Consider the following 20,949-nt stretch of genomic DNA (forward strand, 5'->3'; position numbering starts at 1 on the left):
ATTGTACCCGATGGTTTTAAATTTAATTAGATACGCTCTACATTAGCAGCTTGTGGTCCGCGATTTCCATCAACGATTTCGAATTCAACTTCTTGACCTTCTTCAAGAGTTTTGAATCCTTCACCTTGAATAGCAGAGAAGTGTACGAATACATCGTCACCATCTTCACGCTCGATAAAACCAAAACCTTTTTCTGCATTAAACCATTTTACTTTTCCGACCATTTTTTTGGCCCCCTAACTTTTAGTGAAAATTTTAAAAGTAGAAAACCAGAAAAACCTTTTCTGTCTAAGCATGTACTTAAAGACTGTAAAAATTTTTTTGATCTTCAAACCTTTTTGCTGTTTTATTGTAACATACAGCTTACTAATTAACAAACAATTTAAACAAATCAAACTAATCCAAAATGTGATGGTTATTCCAATATAGGGTAAAAATATAATTTGTATCTTCTTTATCAATACAAAATGAAACTTTTGAACTGTCTTCTTCGTAAAGGCTCGTTAATTCATCTGGTACCACTTGATCTTCATCAGTCTCCTGATTTTTAACAAAAACGCCTATCCTCTAAAATTAGGATAGGCATTTTTGTTTTTGAAAAATTAACTTAATTCTCTAGTCAAATTTCATTCCTTTTAATAAATCAGCAAATGGATTGTTGATAGGCTCCGTTTCCTTTTCTTGCTGTTTCAGGTACTTTTGTACAGTTCGTTTATCCACTTTTCCGCCAGACTCTTTTTTACGTCTCTCTTCAAAAGCAGATAATTTTTCACGGTATCCACATTTACAGGTAAATATTTGTCCCTGACCTTCGCCACGGAGTTCCATTTTCTTTTTGCATTGAGGGCATCGTGCATTAGTGACACGTGACACGTTCTTTCTATGACCACATTCGCGATCTTGGCAGACAAGCATTTTGCCTTTCTTTCCGTTTACTTCTAACATTGGTTTCCCGCATTCTGGGCAGGATTTTGTGGAGATATTGTCGTGCTTATACTTTTTATTGCTGGCTTTAATTTCTGCCACAATTTCTTTTGTATGCTCTTTCATCTCATTAATGAACACAGCCTTTTTCATTTTCCCTTTAGCGATTAGCTCAAGTTTTTGTTCCCACTCTGCTGTTGTAGTTGGCGACTTCAATTCTTCCGGTACTAAATTAAGTAACTGGCGTCCTTTAGAAGTAATATATATATCTTTTCCACCACGTTTTTCGATTAAGAATGAATTGAATAATTTATCTATAATATCTGCACGGGTTGCAACTGTACCAAGCCCGCCAGTTATCTTTATCGTATCTACAAGCTTTTTATCTTTTGTTTCCATGTACTTCGTAGGGTTTTCCATCGCTGACAGTAAAGTAGCCTCTGTAAAACGCGCAGGTGGCTTAGTTTGACCTGAAGTTTGCGATATTATCGTAATTGCTAATTTGTCACCCTTATTGATTTTCGGAAGTAACTGTTCCTTCACCTCATCGCCAGATTCCTCTTCCTCAAAACGATTGTTATAGACTTCCTTCCAGCCTGGCTGAATCACTGTTTTACCACGGGCGATAAAGGACTCTGGGCCAATCTTCGCATGGACTGTTAATTGCTCGAATTCATGGGCCGGAAATAGAACAGCGAGAAACCGCTTCACGACCAAATCATAAATTTTACGTTCCTTATCATTAAAGGCAGCATAATTAACGAAGCCTTCCGTTGGAATGATGGCATGGTGGTCGCTGACTTTACTGTCGTCAACAAAGGCCTTCGTCGCCTTAATAGGCTTATTTATAATCTTAGTTACTAACTTACGATACTCATTACCGCCGATTGCCTTTAAGCGCTCTGGAATGGTGCTGACAATATCAGATGATATATAGCGTGAATCAGTACGTGGATATGTTAGTACTTTATGTTGTTCATATAGTTTCTGCATAATATTCAGTGTTTCTTTAGCTGAATAGCCAAAGATCTTATTAGCATCACGTTGAAGTTCTGTTAAATCATATAAGGCAGGTGAAAAGTTTTTCTTTGCTTTGCGTTCAATAGAAACTACATTCGCATCTTTATATCCAAGCGATTTAACAATTGCATCTATTTTTTCTTTATTAAAGCTGCGGCTATTACCATTCACATCTTGCCATGTTAATTTAAGCCCATCAGCTTGCGCTTCAATACCATAATAAGTTTGCGGTTTAAAGTTTTTGATTTCATCTTCACGTGCCGCTACCATAGCAACTGTTGGTGTTTGGACGCGACCACAATTTAATTGTGCATTAAATTTAGTTGTTAATGCACGACTTGCATTTAAACCGATATACCAGTCTGCTTCTGAGCGTGCTACTGCGGAAGCATATAAATTTTCATACGATTTACCAGGTTTTAAGTTATTAAATCCGTCTTTTATCGCTTTATCTGTTACAGAAGATATCCATAGGCGCTTGATTGGCTTATTGACTTTTGCTTTATCAATAATCCAACGTGCAACTAATTCTCCTTCCCTTCCCGCATCAGTAGCCACAATTATTTCATTCACATCACTGCGACTTAATTGTGCTTTTACAGCATTAAACTGTTTTCCAGTTTGTTTAATGACAACTAATTTCATACGTTCTGGAAGCATAGGAAGATCTTCTAGATTCCATGTTTTATATTTATTATCATAAGCTTCAGGATCAGCTAAAGTAACTAAATGCCCTAATGCCCAAGTAACTATATATTTGTTTCCTTCGAAAAATCCATTGCCCTTCTTTGTACATTTCAGTACATTCGCAATATCACGGGCAACGGAAGGTTTTTCAGCAATGACTACACTTTTTGCCATATTTCTAAACTCCTTTACTAACTATGTACTGTCAATATACCATAGTTTCAATGTTTGAATTGAATAGACATCCTATCGCTTTTTTTCCAAATTAAAACTGCCCCATAAAAGTTAGATTTAGTCTAACCTTTAGTGGGCAGTTCAACTATCTTTCATTTAGACTTCAATAATTTCTTCAAATCATCACGGACTGTACGGTCGGTAAGTTTTACGTTTGAGCGATAAGCTGCCCGGCAGATGATATGGCCTGCTACCGGAGCAGTCAGGAATACAAAGAATATTCCGAGAAGCAGCCGTATACTAACATATCCTTCACCAATTAAAAAAAACAGAAATGCTCCCAGAAGGATGAATAGTACTCCAAGTGTTGTACTTTTTGAAGCTGCATGTGATCGTGTATAAACATCCGGAAGCCTAATCAGCCCAACACCACTTAGAAGCGTTAAGATTGTCCCCGTAAGAATACAGACAGCAGCAATCCACTCACTTATCATTTCCACGTTCAATGACCACACCCCTTTCTATGAATCTCGCAAACGCGATAGTCCCGATAAAAGAAAGGATCCCTAACAACAATATGATGTCCAAGAAGGCATGGGATTTGAACAGTACAGAAAAAATAGCCACACCTGAAATTAAGTGGATTCCAATTGAATCCAGTGCCATAACCCTGTCTGGCATGGATGGACCTTTATAGAGGCGATAGATGGAAATGAGAATGGATAACGTTAAAATGAATAGCGCTACAGTCATGGCTTTTTCAAACATTATCGTGTAACCTCCTTAATCGCCTTTTCAAAGCTCATTTTTGCCTGAATAATCGCTTGTTTAGATTCTTTGTAGTCCATGGCATGAATATAGAATGTTTTGTTGTCCGGCGAAATCTCCAATACCACGGAGCCTGGTGTCAGCGATAATAGCAAAGCCAACATTGGTATTTCCCAATCTCCATTCAGATCTGTCTTTAAGGCAAAAACCGCCGGCTGAACATCTATTTTTTTACGTGTGACCTGCCTCAGAACAAGCACCGTAGAAGAAACGAGCTCTTTAAGAAATACAAATAGCAACTTTAATATAGAGAGAAATGTCCCCATGTAGAAGGATTTATTGAAAAAGCGACGCACAAAAAACAAAATAACGATTCCCACTAGATATCCGGCAAAGAACGAAGGGAAACTCCATTTATCCTGCAAGAGCATCCATAAGAAACCAATGAATATATTAAGCAAGACTTGAACGGGCACAACGACCACCCCTTTTTGTTTATAGACTAGCTACTATTCTCCTAAAACCGCATCGATATATAAATCAGGGTTCATCAAGCCTTCGGCAGCCAACTGGATATAAGATGAGATTATTTCTCCACCCAATCCCAGAAAAATTGTTGCAGCCGTCAAAAGCGTAATTGGTATAATAACCCCTCTTGTTGTCCCTTTCTCCATTTCTTCACTTAGGTTTGTCTCACCCCAGAATGCATTCATGAAGATTTTCATAACAGAATATAGCACTAACAAGCTTGATAGTAATCCAATTGCCCCCAGCCAATAATCTCCGGCTTCAAAGGTACCTTTTGTAATCAGCATCTTCCCGAGGAAACCACTGAAAGGTGGGATACCTGCCAACGCCAAGGCTGCGACAAAGAACATCCAGCCAAGAAACGGATGAGTCCGGATCAAGCCGCTGATTTCCTTTAATTTAGCAGTGCCAGTTAGGTAAATAACTGTACCGCCGATTAGAAAAATCAGTGCTTTCACATTGATGTCATGCACAAGATAAAAAATGGAACCTGTGATGCTGCCTGTGGTGAAAGCAGCAAGTCCGGCCATAATCAAACCGACAGAAATGATAACATTGTAGGTCAAAATTCCTTCTATATCCCATCTCGAGACCGCACCGATTGCTCCGAGTAACATTGTCGCTGCCCCTAGGATTCCGATCAACAAGTGGGTGATTTCCGGTTGATGATAGAAAATCAATGTAAACATACGGAAAATAGCATAAATTCCAACCTTGGTGAGCAAAGCCGCAAAGATTGCTGCCACCGCTGTAGGTGGAACACTATATGATCCTGGTAACCAATGAAATAGCAAGAGACCGGCCTTCAGGCTGAAAACCATGAGCAGTAAAATCGCAACGGTCGTCAGCAGCCCATTTTGTCCCGCTTCCGCAACACGGACAGACAGATGCGCCATATTCAACGTACCTGTTACAGCATATAGGTAGGCAACGGACACAAGGAAAAAGAAGGATGACATGACATTAATCAATATATATTTGATTGATTCCCTGAGCTGTTTTTTCTCCCCGCCAAGTGTAATCAATGCATAGGAGGAAATCAGCATCAGTTCGAAAAAGACAAATAGATTGAAGATATCTCCGGTCAAAAAAGATCCGTTCACACCGCTGATCATAAACAGGAACAATGGATAGAAGAAATTTTTCTCTCTTATCTTTCCAATTGTGTAAAAGGCGTAAAGCAAACAACAGAAAGACACAAATGCCGTTATAATCAACAGAATGACCGCAAACATATCGGCGACAAGGCTAATTCCATAAGGGGCCGCCCATCCCCCTGCCTGCAGAACCTGTATTCCCTCCACCTTTACTTTCATAGCCATTAGCACTGAAACCATTCCCGTGGCTAGAATTGCCAGAAGAGCAATTGATCTTTGCGCATATAAGTTTTTTCTGAATATGACCATGATAAGTCCCGCGATAAGCGGAATAATGACCGGCAGAATGATTATATTATTCATCTTCATTTCCCCTTAATTCATTCAAATCGTCAGTTCCCAAGACTCGGTAACTACGATAGGCAACCACCAGAAAAAGACCTGTAACTGCAAAGTTAATAACAATCGCTGTCAGGATGAGCGCCTGTGGCAGCCCGTCTGTAAAGGAAGTGCTTTTCAATCCTAACAATGGCGGACCCCCGGTCTTTAATCCCCCCATTGTTAAGATTAAAAGATTGACAGCGTGGCCGATCACCGAAGTCCCAAGAATGATTCTCAGCAGGCTTTTGGATAGGACCATATATGTTCCAATTGTGAAAAAAACACCTACAAGTATAGACATAACTGTTTCCATAATTATCGATCCTCACTTATGCTCAGGATGATTGTCACAGCTGAACCAATGACAGCTAACGCTACACCAGTGTCAAATATAAGAGCGGTAGCTAGTTCCGTTTTACCTAAAATCGGAAAATCTACATAACCATACGTTTGGGAAAGAAAGGGAACACCGAACAGAAATGAACCGACACCCGTAAGAATTGCAATCAGTACACCGATCGCTGCCACTGTTTTAAAATCCACAGGAATAATCTTATTGACCGCTTCCGTCCCAAGCGTCAAATACATGAGTACGAGTGCACTGGCAATTCCCAACCCTCCGATAAATCCTCCTCCAGGGTTGTGATGCCCCGAGAAGAACAAATCAATGGAAAAGGTGAGGATAATCAATACTGCAACTTTTGTTACGGCCGTCAATAAAATATCATTAGGCTTCATTTTTTATCCCTCCCTGTAACATTGACCTTGATTAATGTAAAGACAGCCAATCCCGCAATACACAGGACCGCCACTTCGACCATCGTATCAAGTCCCCTGAAGTCAACCAAGGTCGCGTTCACTATATTTTTAGCTCCGGCAAGCGTATAGGAATCTTCGAAATACCCAGAAATCGTTTCAAACAAACGGGTTCCATTGGCGGAAAGGGCCAATAGTGTTACCGTCAACCCCACTCCAACTGAAATCAACATATTGGTGAATTTGAAACGAACTTTACTTACTTCTTTTCGAAACTCTGGCAAATGATAGAAGCACAGCAGGAATAAAGCGACTGTCACTGTTTCCACAACCAATTGCGTCAGCGCCAGATCCGGTGCCTGAAAAATAACGAAAAGAATAGACACTAGATATCCAAGGGCACCAACAGCAATAATCGATGTCAGTCGATACTGGGAAAACAGTGCGATTAAAGCGGTCACCACCATACCAATGACCATCACAGCTTCATAAATGCTCACCGGTGAATCCTTAGACATATCGAAAGCAAAACCGTTGAACAGCCACAGAGAACCACCAACAATGAAAATAAAAAACGCAAAAATATAAACTAGATAATCACGTGTATATCCAGTCATGTACTTCTTCGTTGCATAAGCAGATATCGATTCCATAAGCAGCAAAGACTCATTGTATATATTGTTAAACGTCAGGCTTTGCGGATACCAGCTGAATACCCTGATCCACTTAGGCAGCAGCTTGTATAGCAATAGGCCAACTAATACGACACCGATTGTCATCAATAATTCTGTATTAAAACCATGCCAAGCACTAATCTCCTTACCCAACCCTCCTGCTGCCTCATAATCCGGCAAGATTGATATAAGGGCAGGATCTAAAATGTATTTTGCCAAAATGTTGGGGAAGAAGAATATCAGGACTACAAACATCGCCAATATAGCAGGCGGAATCAGCATACCGACGGGCGGTTCATGAGCAGCCTTTGACAGCATCTCAGGTTTATGTTCTCCAGTGAACGTCTTAAAGACCATAATCATACAGTAGACGAACGTTAGGATACTTGCTATCCAAGCAACAACAGGGAATATCATGCCGAACTTTTCCATCCCGAAAATATCCATCCCTGAAGCATTCACCACGCCGGTAAAAAACATTTCTTTACTCAAAAAGCCATTGAATGGCGGTAATCCTGCCATAGAGAAACTTCCAATCATAGTGATCGTGAAAGAAATCGGCATGAGGCTCATTAACCCACCCAGCCTTTGCAGATTCCGGGTTCCTGTCTCATGGTCAATGATTCCGACAACCATGAACAGACTTCCCTTAAAGGTTGAATGGTTAACCAAATGGAATACAGCCGCCATAATAGCGATTGCATATACTTTCGATTCATCGCCATAGCCAAAATAAATAGCAGCAGACCCCAATCCTAGTAGACTCATGATCAAACCGAGCTGACTAATTGTCGAATAAGCGAGCAAGGCCTTTAGATCTTTCTGACGAACTGCATTCCAGGATCCGTATAATAAAGTTACAATTCCGACCAAGGATACCGTCCAGAACCAAACTGCATCACCGCCAAACAAAGGGGTTAACCTAGCCACCAAATAGATGCCGGCTTTGACCATTGTAGCCGAATGGAGGTAAGCACTGATTGGTGTCGGTGCCTCCATCGCATCAGGTAGCCAAAGACTAAACGGAAACTGAGCTGATTTAGTGAAAGCTCCCAGTAAAATTAAAATCATCGCAGGTAAAAAGAGGACATTCTCCGGCAATGATTTAGCTTGGGAGATCATTTCACGGATGCTATATGTATCGGTAATGATGGAAAGGAGCAACAACCCGGCCAACATAGATAATCCACCGAAAATGGTGATTAGCATCGACTTCCGTGCTCCTTCTCTCGATTTTTTCCGTTGGTACCAATAAGCAATCAACAAGAAAGATGAAATACTGGTCAGTTCCCAGAACACGTAAAGGACGACAACATTATCCGAGAAAACGACTCCAAGCATGGCCCCCATAAACAACATCAGATATACATAAAAGTTATGCAGCTCCTCCCGAGCCCTGGACATATAGAAAATCGAGTACAAAATGACAAGCGATCCGACACCTGTGATTAACAAACCGAATAAGAGGGACAATCCGTCGACATAAGCTGTGAAATTAATCCCGAATGATGGCAGCCATTTAAATTCACTGGTCAATGTATTCCCAGTCGTTGTAATTGGGATATACTGTAATAAGGAGATAAAGATGATGACCGGCAAAAAAAGAACAAACCAGCCTATATGTAATTTTTTATTGAACATACTATAGAGGAAAGGTATCAGAACCGCAAAGAAAAACGGTAATAAAATCATTAAATTAATCATGTCCTCGCGCTCCCTTCATCATAGAATACTGTACGCACACACAAAAGTGACGATATATCCAACGGACCCTTTTTATATTAGAAATATTTACTCTATTTTGTGTAATAATAATTGACTGAAAATCTGGCATGGGCTATATTCGTAATAGTCCAATGAACTACCATCTATTTAGAGGTGAACTTTTAATGAAAAAATGCAAAAGCCGAATGGACGAAAGCATCCTTGTGTGTGTCTATTACGGCCCCAATGGTGATCGCTTGATCCAGCGTGGCAGTAAAATCGCCAACATGTTGGATTGTCCCCTATATATCTTGACAGTGGACCCAAGTCCTTTTGATGAACTAGACGCTGAGAAATCCGAAAGTATTGAGAGATGGCGTCAGCTCGCCGAGGAATTGGAAGCAGAGGAATTCATTTTGAAAGATAATGAGAAACGACCGTTTGCAAAAGTAATAGCGGATGTCGCACGTGAAAAACAAATTTCACAGATCATCCTTGGTCAAACAGCACAAAGCCGTTGGGAACAGATTGCTAAAGGTTCGATTATAAATACTTTGTTGCGAGATATTCCATTTGTTGACATTCATATAATATCCGTCGCCCGGGCATTGAGAGATGATCCAGACGGCCTTTACGAAAAAGGCGTACGTGCCTATCTCGAAAAAGAAGACAATCATTATCGGCTGAGCTTTGAACATACAAAGAAAAGTGAATTTGAGGGTATCTTCTTTAAAGAAATCGGTACTGATTTCAATACTGGTATCTTTAAATTTATGAAAAACCAAAAAACACTGCAAGTAACCGTGACTGATAACTATGTCAAAGAAACTTTATGATGTGACACCTCCACAAAAAAATGTGGGGGTTTTTTCTTTTCTAAGGAAACTGGAGTCTGTTATACCTATAGATTCACATCAACTTTGACAGGAAGTTTTTCATTTTTGTCGATTCCCAAATACCGTAATGTTTCACCAGGACTATGATGATGATAAATGTTCATCAGGATTGAAATAGCAATCCCTTTTCGATAGGCATGATAACCGAATGTCTTCCGTAACGTATGGGTTCCGATTTTTCCCGGTATCCCCACTTCCTTAGCCGCACAATTAATAATCCTGTATGCCTGTTGCCTTGAGATAGGCTGCTGATTTTTTTTGGATTTGAATAAATAATCATCCGTAGAGAAATCAAAGGTTTCTAAATAATGTTTCGCAGCTTCTCTCACATTTTGATTGAGGTAAAAAGCCCTCTCTTCCGAAGTCTTTGCATCTTTTATATAAAGGAACTCCTTGAACTTCCCGCCTTCCCAGATATCACCCACCCGTAAAGAGAGCAGTTCACTGACACGGAGACCAGTATTAATTCCAAAAACAAATAATAGTAGATCACGCAAGGATTGCTTTTTAAGAATCCTTTTTATTGCGGTAATCTTGCGGATATCCTTTATGGGATCAACGTATTCCAAGGAAATACCCCCTAACTATAATGTTACTTAATTATGATATTATCAAAAATTAAGTAACATTACAAATATAGTGACTTGTTTGATTTTTTAATCTAAAACGCTTTATAAAGAGGCTTTATTAAAGTAAGGCAGCTCCATTTACTCCCTTTTCGCGGTTCTGGCAGTGGCCTGCAGGAGCACTCCCTGGATTTCATTAGCAATGTTATGTAGTAATATCCATCTTTTAGAATACAGGCTAACGAGGAAGTATTTAATTGCTACTTAGGAATAAAAAGAGTAAAAAAAGCGCCCCAAAATTGGGACGCACTTAAATTGCTTAGTTTTGATATTCCTTTATTAATTCATCCAGCGATAGGTAAGATGTATTGCTGTATAGGAGATCCGCTTTAGCCAGTTGTTCTTTAGAGCCTATTCCGACCGCAAACATGCCAGCACTCTTAATGGCTTCAACTCCTGCTTCTGCGTCCTCAATCCCAATGCATTCATCAGCAGGGACACCAAGCTTTTCAGCGGCTTTTAAGAAAATTTCCGGATCCGGTTTACCCCTCTTAATTGTACGCGCATCAACCATATAATCAAACTGGTCACTGAGCTGTAAGGAGTTCATCACAGCCGGCGCGTTTTTGCTAACAGAAGCAAGACCCAGCTTATAGCCGGCAGCTTTTATATCAAGCAATAGCTGTTTAATGCCAGGTAAACTATCATTTGGTGTAATTTGCTTGATTAGCTCCATATAATGCTCATTTTTCTGCGCAGCCAGTTTTTCTTTTTCTTCAACCGTATAGGAAGATTGCTTATTCCCAATTTCCAGAATGATTTCAAGGGATTCCATTCGAGAAATTCCCTTTAATCTTTCATTATCCGCTCTGGTAAACTCAATTCCCAATTCACTGGCAAGCTGTTTCCAGGCAAGATAATGATATTCTGCTGTATCCGTAATAACACCATCCAAATCAAAGATAAACGCTTTTAATTCCTTACTCACGCGACCGTGTCCTCCTTCATTAGCGGTATTTTTACAACACCATCAGCAGGCAACTCAAATTCACTGTCGTAAACCTTGAGTTTCATTACCGGGCCAGTTTGTGAAATACTCACTTCGTTTTTATTCACTTCAATAGTTAAATGATGATCTCTATAATTGATATTAAAGCTATAACGGTCCCATGCTGCCGGAATAAATGGTGCAAACGACAGCTCCTCATTAAATGTTTTCATGCCAGCAAAACCTTGTACAATCCCTAACCAGGAGCCTGTCATACTTGTAATATGAAGGCCATCCTCCGTGTCATTGTTATAGTTATCCAGATCCAGCCTTGCTGTTCTGGTATACATCTCATATGCTTTATCTTCCAGTCCAAGTTCAGCAGCAAGTATCGCATGAATGCATGGAGACAGAGAGGATTCATGTACGGTCATTGGCTCATAGAATTCAAAGTTTCGGCGTTTTTCCTCACGTGTATATTCATTATTCAGGAAATAAATCCCTTGCAGGACATCCGCCTGCTTGATAAAGCAGCTGCGCAGAATTTTATCCCAGGACCATTTTTGATTTAGCGGGCGGTCTTCTGGCTTTAATTGCGAAGCAGGCATTAAATCCTTATCCATAAATGTATCATGCTGAATAAACACTTGATTCTCCTCATCAAATGGATAGTACATTTTATCAATGATATCCTGCCATTTATTTAATTCATCGTCTGTCATATATAAATCTGAAAATCTCGCTTCATGCCCGTTCTCTTTTAAATATCCAATAACTTCAAGGGTGTAACGTAAAGTCCAGGCTGCCATTGTATTCGTATACCAGTTATTATTGACGTTATTTTCGTATTCATTTGGACCGGTTACTCCATGAATCATATATTGATCTTTCATTTTATTATAATGGACGCGGTCTGCCCAAAAGCGCGAAATCCCGACCAGCACATCTATGCCATATTCGTTAAGGTAACTCTTATCTCCTGTATAATTCACATAATTATAAATAGCATAGGCAATAGCTGCATTACGGTGGATTTCTTCAAAGGTAATTTCCCACTCATTATGGCACTCCACTCCTGTGAAAGTGACCATTGGATATAATGCTCCTTTTAATCCTTGTCTCTCAGCATTGAGATAGGCTCCTTCGAGCTGGTTATGACGATAGATTAAGAGATTGCGAGCCACTTCAGGCTGAGCTGCTGCCAAATATAATGGAATCGCATATGCTTCAGTATCCCAATACGTTGCACCACCATATTTCTCGCCTGTGAATCCCTTAGGTCCGATGTTTAATCGGGCATCTTCTCCATAATAGGTTGAAAACAGCTGAAATAAATTAAAACGGATTCCCTGTTGTGCTTCAATATCTCCATCAATTTGGACGTCTGCTAACTCCCAGCGCTCTGCCCATCGATCGCAATGTGCCTTTAAGCAAGCTTCATAGCCTTGTTGCATAGCTGTATTAACAATTTCCAGACCCTTTTCACTTAAAAATTCTGAAGCATGATCACGGTCTGTTGTAATGCCCACATATTTAGTTAACGTAACAGTCTTACCTTCTTCAGTTGGAATTTCAATTTTATTATCTACATATTCTTCGTGTTGGAACGGTTTGATATCGGCCGTGTTGCCATTGATTTCAAGACCCATCGTCGCAGAGACTGTAAATCTGTCTGTTCCGAAAGGGTTTTCATTTGTTTGCATAACCAAATTACCCATGAGCTCAGATGAGCTGGAGGAAATATAATTCCAGAAGTCTTCTTCATAGTTGGAATCTTCATTGCGAACTTCACCATCTAAATAAGGAATAAAGGTAATCACACTATCATGGTTAATTGGTGTAACCGCATACTTGATCACCGCTAGTTGCTTCTCTGCAATTGATAAATAGCGTACTACCTCAACAGCTGTTTCTTTACCAGCTTGTGAGACCGTAAAGCTTCTCGTAAGAACACCATTTTTCATATCGAGTTCACGGCGGTAATTACTCATTTCCACTTTATTAAGGTCAATTTCCTCCTCACCAATAAAAACACGAATTCCGATAAAATTAATGGTATTGATCACTTTACCAAAGTAATCGGGATAACCGTTTTTCCACCATCCAACCCTGGTTTTATCCGGAAACCAAACGCCTGCCACATATGTCCCTCTATGACTATCACCTGTATAGGTTTCTTCAAAATTACCTCTTAACCCCATATGCCCGTTTCCAAGACTTGTCATACTTTCAGCAAGTCTAAAATCCTCTTTATGTAACTCTTCTTCAATAATTTTCCACGGATCTATTGAGAACAGTCTTTTCATATAATACCCCTTTCCATCTTCCCTCAATTATTTATTTAATAGAATATATATAGGCTTCTACTGTTTGTGCAATCGGTTGCATAAAAGTACATTCTCATTATAACCGATTCATTAACTTATGAAAGCATAAAATTAAAAATTCTAAAATTTATCTAAAATTTATTACATCTACGTGAATTTGAATAGTAGGATAAAAAGCCTTTTTTAATGCCCTACTATCCTTTCTTCTATAATTACTCAAAAATAAAAATACCTCTAAAGAATTCTATTCCTTAGAGGTTATTCATGCTTTATTATTCGTTAGATTCAGTCCCAGGACTGTTTTCATGCGGCGGCTTACCAGGGTGGGTACCTCCAAAAGGATGTGGAGGAATATATCCGTTTGCCTGTATTCTTTCAAATCTTTTATCCATATGATTCTTTAACATATCAGCATTCTGCTTAGACATCACACCGAATTCAACATACTTTTCAACAATAGCCTTTTCCTTTTCCATCACTTCTTTATGCATCGCAGCAAGCTCTGCTTTCTGTTGTTCCGTTAAAGTTGGCCTTGTTTGCTTTGTTTGATTATCGCCATTTTCTGCCGCATGTACGACGGTATTGGATATACCAATTGAGGTAAAGCTCAAAACACATGCCATTATCAACAAGAGAGACATTTTTTTCATTAGTATTTTCACTCCTTCTTTATTTTCTGCCCCTAGTTTTTACCAACTTTAATTATTTATGCATGCTGTTTTCCTATAATAAAAAAGGCTGAACTCTAATTAGAGCCAGCCCATTTCATTCTTTATTTTTTATACCTTTTAGGATTCGGTTTCTTCTTTATAGACTTTGAATTTTGATTATATACAGGTCTCTGATCTACAATTTTACCTTTAAACAGTTCCTTTTTCTGAACTTCAATATGCAGTTCCCGAGCGTATTTCTTTAATTCACGTTCTTCACGAGCCGTTACAATTGAAATAACCGTTCCACTTTCTCCCTGGCGTCCAGTCCTACCTGAACGATGCACATATTGAGCAATCGTTTCAGGGAAATCCACATGGATTACAAATGGCAGCCCTTTAATGTCCAAGCCCCTTGCTGCCACATCTGTAGCAAGTAATATAGTTGACTCCTGCCTACGAAACTCACGTATAGCCGCTTCTCTTTCTATTTTCTTGGAATCGCCATGAATAACTCCTAAATCTACTCCCTTGAAACGAAGCTTTGAAGCCATCACATCCAAATTTCCGATGTCCTTTCCAAAAACCAATGCACGCATTTCAGGCATTTTAACTAATTTTTCAAGAATATTTATTTTATCACGCGCCTCAGTGACAAAATAAATATGATCCACCTTTGATTGAACGGTATCTTCCTTTTTAACCCGTACTTTAACAGGGTCATTCATCCATTGCTCGGCTTCTTCCTCTAACCCAGCCGGCAAAGTAGCTGAAAACAAAACTATCTGACGGTCTCTCATAGTACTTTTAATAATTGTCCCAATAGTTGGCAAATGCTCAGGGATCATTAGTTGGTCCCCTTCATCCAGCACAATTGTTTTCACTTCATGCATCTTTAGCTTTTTCTGCTTAATCAGTTCTTCTAGTCTGCCTGGTGTTCCGATGACAACATGCGGATGCTTTTTCAGCTTTTCCAATTGACGCTTCGGATTAGCACCGCCGATAAACGAAGCAGCCGTAATACCTGTTTCTTTTGACCATGCTTGTACAACTTCAAAAATTTGCATAACAAGCTCTCTTGAAGGAGCAAGAATAACAGCCTGTACTTTTTGTTCGTCTGCTTTTATTTTATTTAAGATTGGCAGGACATAAGCAAGTGTCTTTCCTGTTCCTGTCGGCGATTCTGCCAAAACATCTTTTCCTTCATATATAGGACCAAAGGTCTCCTTCTGAACTGTAGTTGCTTCTTTGAATCCGGATAATTCCCATTGTTTTTTTAATCCATTTATTAACTCATTGACGATTGAATCATTTGTATTCATTAATTTCTCCTAACTAAACACATACTTGTATGATTCTTATTATACATATGCCAAACGATGATTATCAATAAAGGAGAGGTTCCTCCCATAATAAAGAGGTCTCTCCGTGTAAAGCCATTTTTTATTTAGTTTTTAAACCTTAACCATTTGAAGAATTAAAATGGTTTTTTCCGGGCGATAAATCAACTGTTTTAAGTATTAATTTATCTTTTACCACTTTATAATTTTTAGCCGGCTGCAAAACTCCATTAATAAATAGATTCGTATATGATACATCTTCTGGTGAAGGTATTTTGCTATCTCGATACTCGTTCACCTGATCACAGTAAGAGAAAACACGCTGATTTTCTTTAGCATACATATAAAATTCATATAACTCGACCTTTTTAGGAATTTTATACCTATATGTCTCTGTCTCCACCATTGGATGCATAAGTAATGGTTTTGGTAAGGATGCGGTATAACTATAACAATCGATATCCGTTTTTCTCATTAGCTTCACTTCCCTCGTTACCTCCTCACCTCAAAATGGTTGCTCACTTATCCCATGAGAATAATTTCATTAAACCTTTTTATTCCTTTTTCATATATATATACACAAGGGTTAAAAGTTTAGTGAATAAAGATATTTTGCATGACCTGTTACAAAGGAGTGTTTATTTTGCCATTAGTAATTATGAAATTGGCTATTGAGGCTACAACTACCACTACGGTATCTCCTATATCTACAAGGTATTTTACAGTCGTAACAGGCGATGTTGCCGGGGGTGCTACACTTACGCTTGATACTGCTGAATTTTTTGATGATGCCGGAAATACGCCAGCAGGCTTGCCTGCATTAAATCCAGATAACACTACCACTCAATTATTTATAAATGGCGTACTCCAAATGGATGGGATTTATGTCTATACACCGGGTGCTACAGGTGCAGGAAGTGTAGTGATTACCGTTCCTGAAGCGGGGTCTATTCTGGCTGGAAGTCCAATTGTGCTCGAAATTGTCAACTATACACCTACTGCCATTACGGATGTCGCCACATAAACAAAAATGGGGTTAATTCCTTATTAACCTGGGATACCTGCTCCAGGCTATCTTTTTTAAGCAATATGATGTATTGGCAAAGGTAAATACAGTTATACTAAATACAAACAATAAAATTACTATATTAGAAGAACGCACAAATAGTGAAAATGTAATTATTTTTAGGCTTCTTGCGACATGGGATTATTTCCATTAGAATGAAACTACTAGTTTATGCGAAAGAGGTTGAAGATGGTGGAGCACAATACGTCAAATTTTATTCGTAACATCGTTATTGATGATATAAAATCAGGTAAAACAGATCAAATTATTACTCGTTTCCCTCCTGAACCAAATGGTTATTTGCATATTGGACATGCAAAATCTATCGTTTTAAATTTTGAACTTGCTGATGAATTTAAAGGAAAAACAAATCTACGTTTTGATGATACAAATCCGTTAAAAGAAGATACGGAGTATGTTGAATCTATTAAAGAAGATGTCAAATGGCTTGGATTTGATTGGGACAACCTCTTCTTTGCCTCTGATTACTTTGAAGAAATGTATAATCGCGCCATCTTGTTAATTGAAAAAGGATTGGCTTATGTTGACGATTTAAGCGCAGACGAAATCCGTGAATATCGCGGTTCTTTAACTGAACCAGGTAAAGAGAGTCCCTACCGTAACCGCTCTGTAGAAGAAAATTTAGAGCTATTTAAACGTATGCGTAATGGTGAATTCGGCAATGGCGAAAAGGTACTTCGTGCCAAAATTGATATGAGTTCACCAAACATCAATTTGCGCGACCCGGTTATTTACCGAATCGCTCATGCAACTCACCATAACACTGGTGATAAATGGTGTATCTATCCTATGTATGCTTTCGCCCATCCAATTGAGGATGCAATTGAGGGTGTTACTCACTCTATTTGTACGTTGGAGTTTGAAGACCAGCGTCCGCTTTACGACTGGGTTATTAAAGAATGTGAGATGGAAAGCACACCAAGACAGTATGAGTTTGGCCGTTTAAATTTAACAAATACAGTTATGAGTAAACGTAAGCTAAAACAATTGGTTGAGGAAGGCTATGTAGATGGCTGGGACGATCCAAGAATGCCTACCATTTCCGGTCTGCGAAGAAGAGGCTATACTCCAGAAGCAATTCGTAATTTCTGCCGAGAAATTGGTGTCGCTAAAACAAGCGGAATTGTGGATGAGAAAATGCTCGAGCACTTCGTAAGAGAAGATTTGAAATTAAAAGCACCAAGAACGATGGGAATCTTAAAACCATTAAAGGTGGTTATCACCAACTATCCGGAAGGACAAGTTGAAATGCTTGATGCAGAAATCAATCCAGAAAATCCTGAGATGGGAACTCGCCAAATTCCATTCTCAAGAGAAATCTATATTGAGCAAGAGGATTTTATGGAGAATCCTCCAAAAAAATATTTCCGACTATTCCCTGGAAATGAAGTGCGTCTGAAGCATGCTTACTTCATCAAATGTGAAGAAGTTATTAAAGATGAGGAAGGCAATGTGATAGAGCTTCGTTGTACCTATGACCCTGAAACAAAGAGTGGAACTGGTTTCACTGGACGTAAAGTAAAGGGAACTATTCACTGGGTTGAAGCTACACAAGCTATTCCAGCTGAATTCCGCTTATATGAACCGCTTATTCTTGATGAAGAAGCAGAGGAAGCCGGAAGCTTCCTTAATCATGTAAACCCTAACTCATTAATTATTGAAAACGGCTTTGTTGAGCCAAATATGAAAGATGTTCAACCTAATGAGAAATTCCAATTCTTCCGTCATGGGTACTTTAATGTTGACCCTAAGGATACAACAGCTGAACATTTAATCTTCAACTTAATTGTATCTCTGAAGAGTTCCTTTAAAATCTAAGGCTATAAACACTGAAGGACCGTGGTCATACACGGTCCTTTGTCATGTTGATTTGAAATAGAATCGGTTTTTATTCATAATTACTTGCTTTTAAATACTCCCTCGGTGACAGCCCAAACTCCTTTTTAAAGGCCCTTACAAAGGTTGAATAATCATTAAAACCTGCACTTTGGGAAATATGTGTCATCGATTCTCCCTTCGAGAGCATCGATTTTGCTAGATATAATCTCTTCTGCAGGATATACTGATGCAACGTGTACCCTGTATAGGATTTAAACTTTCTCATTAAATGATACTTACTCAAAAAACATTTTGATGCTAATACCTGTATGGAAAGATCCTCATTTAAATGTTGATTAATATACGTTAAGACTTCTGTTATATTTTTATCAAAAAGGATATCCTGTGAATGCGTTGTTGCTTCATCATGGATAAAAATACGATTAAGAATAATCAGCAATTGCATTAACAGAGCTGATTTTAAAATATCATCTCCAAAAGCAGCCTCCCGTTCAGTCTCTATTAATTCCTGAACAATGCTTTTAATTTTTCCAAGCGGCTTATCCGAAATCCGCATTAGATTAATTTCACGACGGGCAGCTAAATCAAAACACATCAACAAATTGCTATTTTCTCTGCTATGTTTGGAAACCATAGCTGGGTCGAACCAAATGATAAAACGCTCATATTCTTCCGTTGGGTCAATAATAGGCTTATGGATTTGTCCATGCCCTATGATGAGCAAATCCCACGGTTTCAGTTTATAAGCCTTTCCTTCTATCATATAAGTGACGTTTCCTTTAATAAAGATGATGATTTTATTAAAATCATGATAATGATATTCGAATTCATTCACAATTTGGTCTTTAATGTGAAAGACTTTTATTTCCTGATTTAGGATTCCCCTTCTCTCTGATTGCCATCTATTGAATTCATGCATGATATTCCTCCTGTTTAAGAGCACTTTTTACCATGTTTTAAGCAATATTTTCATAGAATGTGGTAAAATAGTCAAGTATGCTTATAGTACTAATTATTGAGAGGCAGTGAAAATAGTGAAACAAATCTTTTTAAATTATAAAGGTTCCATCATCTTACTGCTGGCGATCGCGATTGGTGGGGTAGCCGGTTATCTGATCGGTCCCGATATAGCAGTTATTAAGCCATTCGGGGATTTATTTCTGAACTTATTATTCATGATTATCGTTCCGCTTGTATTTTTCAGTATCACTTCCGCTATTGCAAATATGAGTGAAATGAAGCGTCTCGGAAAAATCATGGGCAGTATTGTCATCGTGTTCTTCACAACCGCTCTTATTGCGGCGGTACTCGGCTTTATCGGTACAACTTTTATGAATCCAATTGGGGATTCCGATGTATCATCCATTAAAGAATTAATGTCAAACACTGAAGTGGTTGAAACAGAAGAAATTTCTTTCCTGGGCCAGTTAGTTAACACTTTTACAGTAAGTGATTTCTCAGAGCTCTTATCCAAAAATCATATATTACAATTAATCGTATTTTCCGTATTAGTTGGATTGGCTACAGCTATGGCTGGGGAAAAAGGTCGGCCTGTTGCACAATTGATGAGCTCAGCAACTGAAGTATTAATGAAGGTTGTCAAAATTATCATGTACTATGCCCCTATCGGATTAGGCTGTTATTTTGCCACAATTATTGGAGAGCTTGGGCCGCAAATTCTTGAAGGATATGCCCGTTCATTTGCTCTGTATATGATTTTAAGTATCATCTACTTCTTTGGTTTCTTTACTTTATATGCTTATATAGCAGCAGGCAAAAATGGTATCAATGTATTTTGGAAGAATGCCCTTCCTCCATCCGTAACTGCTATAGCAACATGCTCAAGTGCTGCTTGTATACCTATCAACCTGGAAGCTACTAAAAGAATCGGAGTTCCAGACGATATTGCTGAGACTGTCATCCCTCTTGGTGCCAATACACATAAAGATGGATCTGTCTTTGGAGGAGTTTTGAAGATTGTCTTTCTATTCAGCCTCTTCGGCAAAGACATGACAAGTGTATCAAGCATTTTAAGTATTCTTGCTGTTTCCTTCCTTGTCGGAGCTGTCATGGGAGCTATACCTGGCGGCGGTATGATAGGAGAAATGCTCATTCTTTCTGTATTTGGTTTCTCACCAGAGGTGCTGCCAATTATCGCTGTAATCAGCACAATTATTGATATTCCTGCAACCTTATTGAACTCAACCGGAAACACAGTATGTGCAATGCTTGTAGCTCGCCTGGTTGAGGGTAAAAATTGGCTGCAAAACTCACTTAGTAAAACAGCTAAAGCATAGAACATATTATTCGTTTTTTTCCCTATAAGGATCAATTCAGACTGCAGATAAAATTCCGTTTGGAATTTTGTCTGCAGTTTTTTGTATAATAAGGCTACTATCTGCTGCTTTCTGATTGATAAGCAATGTCATATACGACTTTTAAGGAATATGGTTCTGTAGGTCACTGTTGGTTACTAAAAAGGAAAAGAATCGTTGAAATTTCGTGAGACTACTACAGGAGAAGCCAGCACAGCAAGGACAAGC

20 protein-coding genes are annotated in these 20,949 nt (G+C 38.8%); 4 read left to right on the forward strand and 16 right to left on the reverse strand.

All coding sequences use genetic code 11. From position 1 onward, the window contains the following. Positions 1 to 26: 26 nt before the first annotated feature. From AC4G3O_RS13500 to AC4G3O_RS13540, 9 genes are all read right to left on the reverse strand, one after another. On the reverse strand, positions 27 to 224 hold the full coding sequence (locus tag AC4G3O_RS13500) for a cold shock domain-containing protein (RefSeq protein ID WP_066109465.1): 198 nt from the start codon (positions 222 to 224) through the stop codon (positions 27 to 29). 391 nt (positions 225 to 615) lie between these two features. After that, positions 616 to 2,805, reverse strand: coding sequence for a DNA topoisomerase III (locus tag AC4G3O_RS13505; protein WP_139892063.1), 2,190 nt, complete (start codon positions 2,803 to 2,805; stop codon positions 616 to 618). Between the two features lie 152 nt (positions 2,806 to 2,957). Beyond that, positions 2,958 to 3,311: a monovalent cation/H(+) antiporter subunit G gene (gene mnhG, locus AC4G3O_RS13510; RefSeq protein ID WP_217491087.1), complete on the reverse strand. Its 354-nt coding sequence runs from the start codon at positions 3,309 to 3,311 to the stop codon at positions 2,958 to 2,960. Next, positions 3,289 to 3,573 carry a Na(+)/H(+) antiporter subunit F1 gene (locus AC4G3O_RS13515; RefSeq protein ID WP_066109471.1) on the reverse strand — a complete coding sequence of 95 codons (285 nt, stop codon included), beginning with the start codon at positions 3,571 to 3,573 and terminating at the stop codon, positions 3,289 to 3,291. The genes mnhG and AC4G3O_RS13515 overlap by 23 nt, the downstream gene beginning before the upstream one ends. Further along, positions 3,573 to 4,049 (reverse strand): Na+/H+ antiporter subunit E, encoded by a 477-nt coding sequence (locus AC4G3O_RS13520; protein WP_139892062.1) that lies wholly within the window; start codon positions 4,047 to 4,049, stop codon positions 3,573 to 3,575. The genes AC4G3O_RS13515 and AC4G3O_RS13520 overlap by 1 nt, the downstream gene beginning before the upstream one ends. Before the next feature lie 33 nt (positions 4,050 to 4,082). Next, positions 4,083 to 5,561 (reverse strand): Na+/H+ antiporter subunit D, encoded by a 1,479-nt coding sequence (locus AC4G3O_RS13525; RefSeq protein ID WP_066109479.1) that lies wholly within the window; start codon positions 5,559 to 5,561, stop codon positions 4,083 to 4,085. After that, entirely contained in the window at positions 5,554 to 5,892 is a 339-nt protein-coding gene (locus tag AC4G3O_RS13530) for a Na(+)/H(+) antiporter subunit C (protein ID WP_066109482.1), read from the reverse strand. The genes AC4G3O_RS13525 and AC4G3O_RS13530 overlap by 8 nt, the downstream gene beginning before the upstream one ends. A 2-nt stretch (positions 5,893 to 5,894) precedes the next feature. Then, positions 5,895 to 6,317 (reverse strand): Na(+)/H(+) antiporter subunit B, encoded by a 423-nt coding sequence (locus AC4G3O_RS13535; protein WP_066109486.1) that lies wholly within the window; start codon positions 6,315 to 6,317, stop codon positions 5,895 to 5,897. Continuing rightward, on the reverse strand, positions 6,314 to 8,713 hold the full coding sequence (locus AC4G3O_RS13540; protein WP_139892060.1) for a Na+/H+ antiporter subunit A: 2,400 nt from the start codon (positions 8,711 to 8,713) through the stop codon (positions 6,314 to 6,316). Before AC4G3O_RS13540 ends, AC4G3O_RS13535 begins: the two co-directional genes overlap by 4 nt. A 185-nt stretch (positions 8,714 to 8,898) precedes the next feature. Here AC4G3O_RS13540 and AC4G3O_RS13545 point away from each other — a divergent pair, with 185 nt between their 5' ends. Continuing rightward, positions 8,899 to 9,549 carry a universal stress protein gene (locus AC4G3O_RS13545; RefSeq protein WP_066109492.1) on the forward strand — a complete coding sequence of 217 codons (651 nt, stop codon included), beginning with the start codon at positions 8,899 to 8,901 and terminating at the stop codon, positions 9,547 to 9,549. 65 nt (positions 9,550 to 9,614) lie between these two features. Here the strand turns inward: AC4G3O_RS13545 and AC4G3O_RS13550 are convergent, their stop codons facing one another. From AC4G3O_RS13550 to AC4G3O_RS13575, 6 genes are all read right to left on the reverse strand, one after another. Next, positions 9,615 to 10,178 (reverse strand): site-specific integrase, encoded by a 564-nt coding sequence (locus tag AC4G3O_RS13550; protein ID WP_066109497.1) that lies wholly within the window; start codon positions 10,176 to 10,178, stop codon positions 9,615 to 9,617. A gap of 316 nt (positions 10,179 to 10,494) precedes the next feature. After that, positions 10,495 to 11,163, reverse strand: coding sequence for a beta-phosphoglucomutase (pgmB, locus tag AC4G3O_RS13555; RefSeq protein WP_066109500.1), 669 nt, complete (start codon positions 11,161 to 11,163; stop codon positions 10,495 to 10,497). Continuing rightward, on the reverse strand, positions 11,160 to 13,469 hold the full coding sequence (locus AC4G3O_RS13560; RefSeq protein ID WP_066109503.1) for a glycoside hydrolase family 65 protein: 2,310 nt from the start codon (positions 13,467 to 13,469) through the stop codon (positions 11,160 to 11,162). Before AC4G3O_RS13560 ends, pgmB begins: the two co-directional genes overlap by 4 nt. Positions 13,470 to 13,762: 293 nt before the next feature. Further along, positions 13,763 to 14,140, reverse strand: a complete 378-nt coding sequence (locus tag AC4G3O_RS13565; RefSeq protein WP_066109504.1) for a YckD family protein — start codon at positions 14,138 to 14,140, stop codon at positions 13,763 to 13,765. A 122-nt stretch (positions 14,141 to 14,262) separates the two neighbouring features. Next, positions 14,263 to 15,462: a DEAD/DEAH box helicase gene (locus AC4G3O_RS13570; protein WP_066109507.1), complete on the reverse strand. Its 1,200-nt coding sequence runs from the start codon at positions 15,460 to 15,462 to the stop codon at positions 14,263 to 14,265. A 139-nt stretch (positions 15,463 to 15,601) separates the two neighbouring features. Beyond that, a complete protein-coding gene (locus AC4G3O_RS13575; RefSeq protein WP_491136374.1) occupies positions 15,602 to 15,955 on the reverse strand; it encodes a DUF4183 domain-containing protein in 354 nt (117 codons plus the stop codon). Between the two features lie 159 nt (positions 15,956 to 16,114). Here AC4G3O_RS13575 and AC4G3O_RS13580 point away from each other — a divergent pair, with 159 nt between their 5' ends. Together AC4G3O_RS13580 and AC4G3O_RS13585 are read left to right on the forward strand one after the other, a co-directional pair. Further along, the gene (locus tag AC4G3O_RS13580; RefSeq protein WP_491136375.1) at positions 16,115 to 16,504 is read left to right on the forward strand and encodes a DUF4183 domain-containing protein; all 390 of its coding nucleotides are present in this window, start codon (positions 16,115 to 16,117) and stop codon (positions 16,502 to 16,504) included. A gap of 231 nt (positions 16,505 to 16,735) precedes the next feature. After that, entirely contained in the window at positions 16,736 to 18,385 is a 1,650-nt protein-coding gene (locus AC4G3O_RS13585; RefSeq protein WP_491136343.1) for a glutamine--tRNA ligase/YqeY domain fusion protein, read from the forward strand. A gap of 70 nt (positions 18,386 to 18,455) precedes the next feature. Here AC4G3O_RS13585 and AC4G3O_RS13590 read toward each other — a convergent pair whose 3' ends face one another. Continuing rightward, positions 18,456 to 19,325, reverse strand: a complete 870-nt coding sequence (locus AC4G3O_RS13590; RefSeq protein WP_491136344.1) for an AraC family transcriptional regulator — start codon at positions 19,323 to 19,325, stop codon at positions 18,456 to 18,458. A 112-nt stretch (positions 19,326 to 19,437) separates the two neighbouring features. Here AC4G3O_RS13590 and AC4G3O_RS13595 point away from each other — a divergent pair, with 112 nt between their 5' ends. Further along, positions 19,438 to 20,703, forward strand: coding sequence for a dicarboxylate/amino acid:cation symporter (locus tag AC4G3O_RS13595; protein WP_373925486.1), 1,266 nt, complete (start codon positions 19,438 to 19,440; stop codon positions 20,701 to 20,703). The last annotated feature ends 246 nt before the right edge of the window (positions 20,704 to 20,949 follow it).

It is taken from the genome of Bacillus sp. z14 (2026) (assembly GCF_058313575.1).